Below are 10832 nucleotides of genomic sequence, written 5' to 3' on the forward strand. Positions count from 1 at the left end.
TAAAAAAGTCGTTTCTCTTTATACGATAAAGCCTTACTATCGTCGTTGATTATAAATAAAACTATTAATTGTTGTCTGGCGGATTAGTCAAATGTTATCAAAAGGTTACGCTAAGTTATCTGTAAAACACCCTTGGTTTCACCGAGTTAATGTTATTACAGTTGTATTGATTTTTTTTGTGAGCTGCTATCAGCTACTGGTTAATGAAGCATTTGAGTACGCAATTGGCTTTATTATTACACTTTTGGCGTCAGCTTTATTTGCATCAGCTTCTGCATTCAAAAAACGCTATCTAGGCTTGGATTCATAGGCACGTCTATTTCCAACATCGTTCAATAGCATCATTTATTGCTTTCAAGTAAACATTGAACTGAATTATGATCGAGTGCATCAAGAGGAGGACAAATGTCCTCCTTTTTGTTGGGGATCACGCTCTAATATAAGCGTATTCCAAACAAAATAATAAAGGACATGTTATGGACCTCTTTGCCTTACTCGATATTAATAATACTCTCGTTAACATTCCGATCGGCGACGGCTACGCAATGAGTTGGATCGAAGCTTTCGGTACCGTTTTTGGACTGCTTTGCATTTGGTTGGCCAGCCAAGAAAAAACCATCAACTACTTATTCGGTTTGCTGAATGTCACGCTTTTTGCCGTTATCTTTTTTCAAATTCAGTTATACGGATTATTGCTTCTTCAATTGTTTTTCTTCTGTGCGAACATTTACGGCTGGTATGCGTGGACCCGTCCAAACGCACAAGGTGAAACGCTGGAAGTTCGCTGGTTAAATAAACAGAAACTTATTACTACTGCCTCTATTAGCGTTGCATGTATCGCATTATTAACGATCTATATCGACCCATTTTTCTTTGCGCTAGCAAACATTGCTGTTGATAGCTTGAATCTCTTTGGTGCTGGCTTGGCTGAACCGGTGCTTGAGCCTGACGCGTTCCCGTTCTGGGATGCAACCATGACAGTGCTTTCTGTGGTTGCACAAATTCTGATGACACGTAAATACGTCGAAAACTGGATTCTATGGGTCGTGATTAACATTATCAGTGTGGGTATCTACGCGACGCAAGGTGTTTACGCAATGTCTGTTCAGTACGCGATTCTTATGTTCATCGCTGCCAATGGCACGCGTGAGTGGGCTCGTAGCGCTAAGCGCAATGGCGATAAAACCTTAGCGCACGCTGCTGCGTAAGGAACGAAAAATGGCCAAACAACCTCATATCGGAGTGGATGAAACACAAATCGCTCCCCTCGTTATTGTATGCGGCGAGCCAGATCGAGCGAATCGTATCGCGGCATTATTTGATGATGCAGAAATGGTGTCGGAAAACCGCGAGTACCGTGTGTTTACCGGCAACTACAAAGGCAAACCTGTTTCAGTGTGTAGTACAGGTATAGGTGCGCCATCGATGATCATCGCAGTGGAAGAGCTAAAACAGTGCGGTGTGACTCATGTGGTACGCGTTGGATCGGCGGGGGCAATGCAATCAGGCATTCATCTTGGCGAGTTGATCATTGCCGAAGGCGCGGTAAGAGATGAGGGCGGCTCTAAAGCGTATGTCGATTCGTCTTATCCAGCCTACGCAAGCTTTTCACTGTTAAAGGAAGTTGAGCGTTACTTGTCGATGCAAAAAGTGCATTATCATTTTGGTGTGGTGCGTTCTCACGACAGTTTCTATACCGATGACGAAGATGCAATATGCCAACATTGGAACAAGAAAGGCATCTTAGGTGCCGATATGGAAACCTCTGCGCTGTTTACGGTCGGTCGACTACGAGGCCTTCATGTGGCTTCGATATTAAACAACGTGGTGCTGTATCAACAAGATGTGAAAGAAGGTGTTGGTCAGTACGTTGATGAAGCCAAAGTAATGATGCAAGGTGAGAAGAGTGCCGCGATTACGGCATTAGAAGCCTTGGTTGCTCAGCGTTAGCCAGTCTCAATCTCAGTAAGTCACATAAACAGAATAGATGTAAAGCGACAGGTCACTGTCGCTTTTTTATTTGGAGTTACGGGGTACAATCCACCTTAAATAGTTGTCCGTAACTTTTTCTGAGAGAGCAGAAAATGAAAATCAGCCCTTATCCGACTGGTCGCTTCAAAACATACCTTGAAGAAAAGAGTGCCACCTTTCGCGATTTGATTTATCAATGCCAAATAAATTCGCGTTACTTTGATGCTGGGGAAGCAATTCTCCGCCAAGGTGAGCAACTTCAGTACTTGTATGTTGTGCCAGTAGGTCGAGTCTCGATGAACATATTGGCCGCAAATGGACGACGTTTTCAATTAGGGGAAGCTAACTGCGACTATCATATTTATGGTGAAATGGAGTTCTTCACTCAGACTCCTTGTCAATGGAATGTGATAGCAGATGAACATATGCAGGTTGATGTTATCTGTATCCAAAAACTAACCGAAGCACTGCAAAATCATCCCCAAATGATGGTGTTCTTCGCTTCAGCATTGGCTGAGGATTATCAAGACTCCATGGATATCTACACTAATCGTTTGTTGCATCCCATTACTTACAACATTGCCTATGATCTTCTCGTCCGTAATCAGACGGATAAGTTGCTTGGTGGTTTTGATAAAGTGAACCAAGAGGCTGAGCGGTTTGGTACCTCAGGCCGAGTCTATCGACGTGCAGTTAAGGACTTGATTGAAAAGGGATTGATTACAAAAACGGACAACGGTTTGGAGATTATTGATGAGCTGGCACTCAAAGCGTTTATTGAAGCGCATGAATGATACGCCCAGGTATTGGAACTGATGGGTTTTATAAGTCTTTGATATATCTAAGTCTTGAGTAAACGTAACTAATGTAAAGTACCTTAAATTTTGTTGAATGCATTAAAGAGTAGCGTTATATTGCGAACGCGTATGATAATAGATCTCATTAAGGCTTAACAAAATGAAAAAATTCGTTGGTGCGGCTATGCTGTCGTTATTTACTGTTTCTCCTTCTTTCGCTGCTAAAGTTGTGATTGACCACTACATGGGTCAAACAGAGCTAGAACAATCCCCAGAGCGTGTGGTTGTGATTGGCTTTGGCCCGCTAGATGCGCTGGACAACTTTGGTATCGATCCTGTTGCAGTATCTAACTCTTCTAATCTTCCTAGTTACCTTTCAAAATACAGCAAAGATAACTACACCTCTGCGGGTAGTTTGTTTGAACCTGATTTTGAAACTATCTACATGCAAAAGCCGGATTTGATTTTGGTTGGTCCGCGAGCGTCTGCGAAATATGAAGAGCTGAGTGAAATTGCCCCTACAGTTGTTTTTGCGGCGAAAGAGAACCAAGGCTATTGGGAAGGCACGCAAGCGCAATGGCGCAATATTGGTAAGATCTTCAATATCGAAGAAAAAGTAGAGCAGAAAATTGAAGCGCTAGATGCTCAATTCAAAGCAATCCGTGACTACAACCAATCGAACAAAAATGATGCATTAACGATTTTGAGCATGGGTGACAACATCAGCGCGTTTGGTGCCCAGTCGCGATTTGGCGTCATTTATAACGACTTTGGCTTCTTGGAAACGGTTGAGCACGTGAAAACGGGCACTCACGGAGATGTCATTTCTTATGAGTTTATTCGTGAAGCTAACCCGAAAAATATTCTCGTGGTTGACCGAAATTCTCTGACAGGTACGCCGGATAACGATATTCGTAAATCCATGGATAACGACTTAGTCAAAGCGACTGCGGCATATAAAAATCATAAAATCACCTATTTAGATGTGGACGCTTGGTACTTGTCGATGTCTGGTGTGACAGCAACAGAAAAAATGGTCAGTGAGATAAAGCAAACCGTTGAACTGTAATCCAAGATAGCAGAGGTTAACTTTGAAGAAGTTATTGCTAACCCTTGTGGTTTTAAGCACGGTTTCGTTATTTGTTGGGGTGGCAAACATGACACCCCAACAACTCTTTTCAGGTGATGAGAAAGCATTAGAACTTTTCTTTACCAGCCGTATACCACGTTTATTTGCCATATTGCTTGCTGGTGCTGGCTTGAGTATTGCGGGTCTTGTCATGCAGCAAATCAGCCAGAACCGATTTGCGGCACCTTCTACAACTGGTACGATCGAATGTGCCATGCTGGGCTACGTACTGAGCGTGGTTTTCTTTGGTAATGATAATCACCTTTGGCTCGTGTTCGGCATCTCGGTATTTGGGACGCTGGCGTTTGTTTTCTTTATTCAGCGCATTCAATTTAAGAGCGTGGTTTTTGTGCCACTTGTCGGGATTATTTTCGGCAATGTCATCCAATCCATGACTACGTTTATCGCTTACAAATATGATGCACTTCAAAGTCTGAATGCTTGGACAGTCGCAAACTTCGCTAACATCTTGCGTGGTGATTTTGAACTGCTGTACATCGCGGTACCAATGGTTATCCTCAGCTATCTTTTTGCCGCAAGGATCTCTGCCGTAGGTATCGGAAAAGATTTCGCGATTAACTTGGGTTTGAATTATCAGCAGGTTGTGACGATTGGCGTACTATTGGTGTCCATCATGTCAGCAAGTGTCGTGATGATTGTTGGCCAGTTGCCATTCCTAGGGCTGATTGTGCCTAATCTCGTGAGTCACTTTTATGGCGATAACCTCAAAAAGAACATTCCGCTTACGGCCATGTATGGGGCCATTTTAGTGTTGTGTTGCGACTTGGTGAGTCGTTTAATTATTTTCCCTCATGAAATGCCAATCTCTATCGTGATTAGCATATTGGGTGGCGTGGTATTCATCGCAATGTTGTTGCGAGGTAAGCAACATGCGTGATTCAACGAAAATCCTGCTGCTAGGTGGCATTGCGATTCTTTTCGCGTGTCTGTTTATTGGTATTGGGCTAACGGCTGACAACTACCAATATTTTTTGTCTCGTAGAGTTCCTAAAGTATTGGCGATAGTGCTAGCGGGTGTGGCCATTGCTCAGTCTTCACTTGTATTTCAAACCATTACGCACAACCGAATTTTAACGCCAAGTATCATGGGTTTTGATGCGCTGTATGTGTTAACCCAAATTTTGATCGTGTTGATTTTTGGTGGGTTGAGTACCTTAGTTCTTAACTTGTACGTCAATTTCGCGATTGCAGTCATTGTAATGGTGTCGTTTTCGCTACTGCTGTTTGGGTTTTACTTTTCAAAAGGCAGCAAGAACTTGATTACGTTGCTATTGGTCGGCTTGATCTTTGGTCAGCTATTTTCCAATGCGGCGTCATTCTTTTCTTTGCTGATGGACCCAAACACATATGCAATTGTTCAGTCGAAACTGTACGCCAGTTTCAATAATGTCAAAGTGAACTTGGTTTACTTTAGTGCTCCGGCTTTGATGTTTGCATGTTGGTTGTTGTTTAGGATGCATCGTACTTTAGATGTGTTTTGGCTCGACCAAGACAATGCGAAAAGTTTGGGTGTTGATGTACCTAAAGTGACGAGAAATGTGTTTATTATCTCGGCGGTTTTGATTGCTATTTCTACGGCTTTGGTAGGGCCAATCATGTTCTTTGGTTTACTAGTGACCAACTTAAGCCGAGAAATGTTCCGAAGTTACCAACATAAAACGCTATTGGTCGGATGTTCGTTTCTATCCATCAGTTCATTACTTGCTGGGCAATGGATAATCGAAAACGTGTTCAGTTTTGAGACGACGTTGAGTGTCGTAATTAACTTTATCGGCGGTGCGTATTTCTTATACCTGCTGCTGAAAAACAAAGTTGTATAAATATGATAGTAATAGACAAATTAACGAAGGCTTTCGGTTCAAACAAAGTCGTAGACGAGGCCAATACTCAGTTTGAAAAGGGCAAGGTAACATCGATTATCGGTCCAAATGGCGCGGGAAAGAGCACGCTGTTATCTATGGCCTCGCGCTTAACGGAGCGAGATGGCGGTAGTGTTATCATTGATTGCAAGGAAATCGCGGAATGGGACACAAAAGAGCTAGCGAAAAAACTGGCAGTACTTCGCCAAGCTAACTCGATTACAATGCGGTTTACCGTAAAAGAGTTAGTCTCTTTTGGTCGTTTCCCATACTCTAAAGGAAATCTGACTAAAGAAGATCATGAGGTCATAGAACAAGCGATCGACTACTTAGATTTGCAAGATATTCAAGACAAATACTTGGATGAATTAAGTGGTGGTCAGCGACAGCTTGCATTTATTGCTATGGTGATTGCACAAGATACAGATTATGTCTTTCTTGATGAACCTCTTAATAACTTAGATATCAAACACTCTCTTCAGATCATGAAAGTTGTGCAGCAGTTAGCCCATGACATGAATAAAGCCATGGTGGTCGTGATTCATGATATTAATTTCGCGGCGTGTTACTCAGATGTCATATTGGCGCTTAAGAAAGGCAAGGTTGTGGCGAGTGGTGCGGTTGAAGAGGTTATTCAAGCGTCTACGCTAGAGGACATCTACGAAACGCCATTTAACATCATAGAATTGAACGGTAAGCGCATGTGTACTTATCATTAAGCGAGCTAGTTCGTTTTTAACGAGATCAATAGATAGGCGGGCTTACTTGGTGAGCTCGTCTATGATTGGGCATCGGCTCTCTGCATCTCCAGGACAAGAAGAAACCCAACCTTCAAGTTGCGTTTTGATCTCCATGAGGTGTGCAATTTTTTCTTCAACCTCTCTCAGTTTGTCCATGGTTCTTGCTTTTACTTCACTACTTTTGCGGTTGGGGTTATGAGCAAGTTGTACGAACTCTTTGCATTCTTGCAACGAAAAGCCTGCGCTTTTTGCGCGTGATACCAAGTTAAGCTCTTGAATATGATTATCTGAATATTCGCGATAGCCAGAGTCGCTACGCGCTGGTGGAGATATGATCCCTTTGTCTTCATATAATCGAATCGACTTAGATGAAAGCCCAGTGAGCTTCGCGACGGCACCAATATTCATGTTTAACCTCCATAACGTTTAAGGCGAGTATATACCGATGTTGTGGATAAGACACTCCTAAATAACAGTCAGTTACCTAGAGTCCCCTTACTCTTTAATCACTTCATGTGGTGGCACACCAAATGCCTTTTTAAAGGCATAAGTGAAGTTAGAAGGGTGGTGGTATCCGGCTTCATAGGCGGCTTCTGTTATCGTCACTAGGCCACGTTCCAAATGTTGCCTAGCAATCTCAAGACGTCGAAAACGAATGTAGCCGTTTATGGTCATATTAAGTGATTGTTTAAATCGACGCTGCAGGTTTGAAACACTCATTGAGAATTGGCTCGCCAACTTTTCCAAGCGTAGTTCTTGATCAAGGTGAGTTTCAATATAGCTGACAATATCCTCAATTCGACCATCAATGTGTCGTTCAATACTGCTGTTTTTAGCACTGAAATTCTTAGGAATTTGCTTGGTGGCTTGATGTAATATTTGATAGATCAAGCTTTCGACCTCTAGCTTTTCTTGGAACTCTTGCGGTGTTTCTCTATTTGTTAACGTTTCGGCCAACTCGCATAGCGTCTGGTTAGGCTCCAACTGTTGAAACGCCTGATGAGAGTTAAAAAAGGCTCGATGACTACAATTTTGCTCAAGGCGGGCCTCTAGCCATTGGGGCTTAACCAATATGTTGATCTTATTAATGAGGTTATCTTTGAGCAGTGAACGACGAAAATTTGCAGGTTTGAGTAAGTTCACCACTACACCCTTAGGGCCGTCGCTCGCGTCTAAATCAAATTGCAAATCGTCGTAGCCAAACGAGAGTCTACCTTCTAAAAGAATAGTGACCAGCAGTGAGGCGTGTGCAGTAGAAACAATATTCGAATCAATAAGTTCTAGACAGCGCCCGCCATGAACAAAAATTTGATCATTGTACTGATATGATAGGAACTTACCTTCGGCCAGTTGAGTTTGACAAGGTTGGCCTTGCGTGACAATCCATTGTTTCTCTGTCGTCTCTAGTCTTTGGGTTAAAGCTATCTTATCAATTTTAGTTCGTTTTGTTGTGACTTCCTGCATTTGACACTTCCTCATAACACTTGTGCGATTTCGCATAACCAAATCGCCTTTGTATTTATAAAACTCATGCTTATTATACCTGAGAATTATTATCATTAATATTTAGGAATGAAGTTATGGAAAGCCCTGTTTGTTCACCTATCAAGCTTTCAAGCCTTTGCCTTGCAGTGGGAATGGCGCTATCAACCCCTGTTTTAGCTCAAGATACTGAGTCACATTTTGAAGAGGTCGTTGTATGGGGAACGAAAGTTTCCAGCAACACTGAGTCGATGTTTGCGGACGACATGTCACTGAAGCAAGCCGATCATATGTCTGATTTACTGCGCGATATTCCCGGTGTGGATGTTGGTGGAACACACTCTGTGAATCAACGTATTACGATTCGTGGTTTGAGCGAAACCGATTTGGACATTCGTCTTGACGGTGCTTCTCAGCATGCGAGCATGTTCCATCATATTGGTAACTTGACGTTGAACCCTGACATTCTCAAATCTGCGGACATTCAGGTAGGTAATAACTCTGTGACTCAAAACGGGTTAGGCGGTTCGGTCTACTTTGAAACGAAAGACGCTCGTGACTTACTTCGTTACGATGAAAAGTTTGGTGCGCGTGTTTATGGCGGCTATGCATCCAACGACAACCAACAAGGTTCGTTGACACTGTACGGACTTTTGTCCGAAAACATTGATGCGATGGTCTATGGCCATTACGTCACGCGTGATGATTTTGAAGATGGTGATGGCAATAAAACCTATGGTGCTGCAGGTGATGTTTACAACATTCTGGCTAAGCTGGGGTATGAACTAAATGACATCCATCGTTTTGAGCTCTCTTATGACATGTACCGAGACAGTGGAGATTACAGTCCGCGTCCTGATATGTCGGGTAGTGCAAATAATAGCCTTTCGAGCAAGTTACTTATCCCTACGGATTATGACCGCGATACCGTTACCTTGAGTTATGAGTTGCGAGGCGAACAACACCAAGGAAACGTCACTCTTTATAATACCGAGACAGAAATTAAACGTGACGAAACGGTGATGGCGCCTCGTTGGCCCTCGAACCGTTTATCAAAGAACACCGCCAAAAACCAAAACTTTGGTTTGAATGGCAAATTCCAGTCAGATGTTATGTTAGGTGAGTTTGATAATCGAGTCACTTATGGCTTCGACTACATGGATAAAACGTCTTCGAGTTACTACGGTAGTCGTAAGTTTATGGACGAATCGGCGATTTCAACCGCACTGTTTGTAGAAGATCAGTTCTTCTTCTCTGATGCCTTCTTTATTACCGCAGGTATGCGCTTTGATGATTACAAACGCAAAGCTGAGACAGGAAACAGTAATTATGATGATGTGACTTGGGCTCTAGCAGCAGAGTGGGCGGTGACTCAAGATTGGACGTTGTTTGCGAGTGCACGTTCTCTATTTAAAGGTCCAGAGCTAATGGAAACCTTTATTGCTTACCAAGACGTTGCATTTTTAGAGGATGGGTTAAAGCCAGAAACGGGATTGAACACGCAGGGTGGTGTTCGTTTTGATAAAACCTTTGATAAGCATTTCTTTGGGGCGAATATTACGGTATTCCAAACGGAAATTGATGATTACATTGCAGATCAGTACCAAAACGCGACTCAAACTTACCTGATTTACAACTTAGGTGATGTTGAGATTAAAGGCTTTGAAGCAAGTGCTTCTTATGGTTACGACAAGTTTAACAGCAAACTTTCTTACTCTAAGTCGGACACCAAAAACAAGAATACTGGTGGTCCTGTTGCTGGGGGCAATGGGCGTAGCATTGATATGGGTGATAGCATTGCTCTAACTTTGGATTACCAGTCAGACGCTTTAGAAACGATCTTCGGGTGGAACTCAATGTTTGTTCTAGAGGAAGACAACGTCTTTGATGGTCAGCCAAAGAAAGCAAGTTATGATGTGCATAATCTATACGCTCAATGGGTGCCGTCTGATATTGATGGGCTGTCGGTGACCTTTGGTATTGATAATGTATTTGACGAGTTGTACAGCTCTCATGCGTCTCGTTCGGGGACTGCACGTGGCTTCACGCTTGATGACTACGAGCCGGGTCGCAACTTCAAGCTCTCTGCAGCTTATCAATTCTAACAAGGTTCTTCATAGGACGTTTCAAAGTAACGAGTAAGTTCATGATTAAAGAAAGCACCCGAATAGATAGCGAACACGCTGACAAATACTTAGTGACGCTTTGTCGGCATTTTGGACGAAAAGTTCCTGCTACTTGGAATGAAAATAGCGGTTTGGTGACATTTCCGACGGGAAAAGCTGAGTTTAACCTTTGTGCATCTAGCTTAACTATAACCTGTGAGGCGGATTCAGAAGAGAAACTGAATACGGTGAAGGCGATCATTTCATCGCATGTGGACATGTTTTCTCGTCGAGAAACACTAGCACTTAGCTGGGTTCGTTAGCGCTCGTTTAAGGATGCTGTGATAGAAAGGGAATGTTAAAAGCAAAAGCCCGCAATCTTATGATTTGCGGGCTTTTATTGTTTGAATGCTATTGCGCTTTCTCAGGCTCTAGGCTTTTTTTTTCCTGCTGCATTTTTGCTAGGAAGTAGATGTTAACGCAAGCAATAAAACCGTTAGTTAGTACTACAGGCCAAGAATCAATCATTAGTCCGTAAGCAGTAAATAGCGCACAACCAATAAAGTTAAGGATACGAAGCTTAACAATATCTTTCATAGTTAGCGAAATAGCGACCATGATTGAAGCTGCATAACCTAAAATCTCAACCATATTCATGTCCATTTTTTGACCCTCTTAAAATCTGCCGAATTTTGTCGGTACCAATTCTTCTCATCTTGAGATTAATG

12 protein-coding genes are annotated in these 10832 nt (G+C 42.6%); 9 read left to right on the forward strand and 3 right to left on the reverse strand.

Annotation, left to right across the window (positions count from 1 at the left end; all coding sequences use genetic code 11):
- Positions 1 to 476 precede the first annotated feature (476 nt).
- The 7 genes from pnuC to vctC all read left to right on the forward strand — a co-directional run bounded on the left by pnuC (position 477) and on the right by vctC (position 6496).
- Positions 477 to 1208: a nicotinamide riboside transporter PnuC gene (gene pnuC, locus R7Q11_RS02465; protein ID WP_064376632.1), complete on the forward strand. Its 732-nt coding sequence runs from the start codon at positions 477 to 479 to the stop codon at positions 1206 to 1208.
- A gap of 10 nt (positions 1209 to 1218) precedes the next feature.
- Positions 1219 to 1950, forward strand: a complete 732-nt coding sequence (locus R7Q11_RS02470) for a nucleoside phosphorylase (RefSeq protein ID WP_017635382.1) — start codon at positions 1219 to 1221, stop codon at positions 1948 to 1950.
- A 134-nt stretch (positions 1951 to 2084) separates the two neighbouring features.
- A complete protein-coding gene (locus R7Q11_RS02475) occupies positions 2085 to 2765 on the forward strand; it encodes a Crp/Fnr family transcriptional regulator (RefSeq protein WP_005382613.1) in 681 nt (226 codons plus the stop codon).
- 163 nt (positions 2766 to 2928) lie between these two features.
- Entirely contained in the window at positions 2929 to 3837 is a 909-nt protein-coding gene (locus R7Q11_RS02480; RefSeq protein WP_005376635.1) for a siderophore ABC transporter substrate-binding protein, read from the forward strand.
- Between the two features lie 22 nt (positions 3838 to 3859).
- Positions 3860 to 4795: an iron chelate uptake ABC transporter permease subunit VctD gene (vctD, locus tag R7Q11_RS02485; protein ID WP_017820306.1), complete on the forward strand. Its 936-nt coding sequence runs from the start codon at positions 3860 to 3862 to the stop codon at positions 4793 to 4795.
- Positions 4788 to 5738 (forward strand): iron chelate uptake ABC transporter permease subunit VctG, encoded by a 951-nt coding sequence (gene vctG, locus R7Q11_RS02490; RefSeq protein WP_005376631.1) that lies wholly within the window; start codon positions 4788 to 4790, stop codon positions 5736 to 5738. Before vctD ends, vctG begins: the two co-directional genes overlap by 8 nt.
- Positions 5739 to 5740: 2 nt before the next feature.
- Entirely contained in the window at positions 5741 to 6496 is a 756-nt protein-coding gene (gene vctC, locus R7Q11_RS02495) for an iron chelate ABC transporter ATP-binding protein VctC (RefSeq protein WP_017635379.1), read from the forward strand.
- Positions 6497 to 6538: 42 nt separating this feature from the next.
- Here vctC and cueR read toward each other — a convergent pair whose 3' ends face one another.
- Complete coding sequence (cueR, locus tag R7Q11_RS02500) at positions 6539 to 6925, reverse strand: Cu(I)-responsive transcriptional regulator (protein WP_005376627.1); 387 nt, start codon at positions 6923 to 6925, stop codon at positions 6539 to 6541.
- An 87-nt stretch (positions 6926 to 7012) separates the two neighbouring features.
- The gene (locus R7Q11_RS02505; RefSeq protein ID WP_213885489.1) at positions 7013 to 7981 is read right to left on the reverse strand and encodes a helix-turn-helix domain-containing protein; all 969 of its coding nucleotides are present in this window, start codon (positions 7979 to 7981) and stop codon (positions 7013 to 7015) included.
- Positions 7982 to 8097: 116 nt separating this feature from the next.
- Between R7Q11_RS02505 and R7Q11_RS02510 the strand changes: the two genes are divergently transcribed.
- Positions 8098 to 10104 carry a TonB-dependent siderophore receptor gene (locus R7Q11_RS02510; protein ID WP_158155942.1) on the forward strand — a complete coding sequence of 669 codons (2007 nt, stop codon included), beginning with the start codon at positions 8098 to 8100 and terminating at the stop codon, positions 10102 to 10104.
- A gap of 41 nt (positions 10105 to 10145) precedes the next feature.
- On the forward strand, positions 10146 to 10427 hold the full coding sequence (locus R7Q11_RS02515; protein WP_005376622.1) for a DUF2218 domain-containing protein: 282 nt from the start codon (positions 10146 to 10148) through the stop codon (positions 10425 to 10427).
- Positions 10428 to 10515: 88 nt separating this feature from the next.
- Here the strand turns inward: R7Q11_RS02515 and R7Q11_RS02520 are convergent, their stop codons facing one another.
- On the reverse strand, positions 10516 to 10767 hold the full coding sequence (locus tag R7Q11_RS02520) for a YgjV family protein (protein WP_005376619.1): 252 nt from the start codon (positions 10765 to 10767) through the stop codon (positions 10516 to 10518).
- Between the last annotated feature and the right edge of the window lie 65 nt (positions 10768 to 10832).

This window comes from Vibrio sp. 970 (assembly GCF_033339075.1).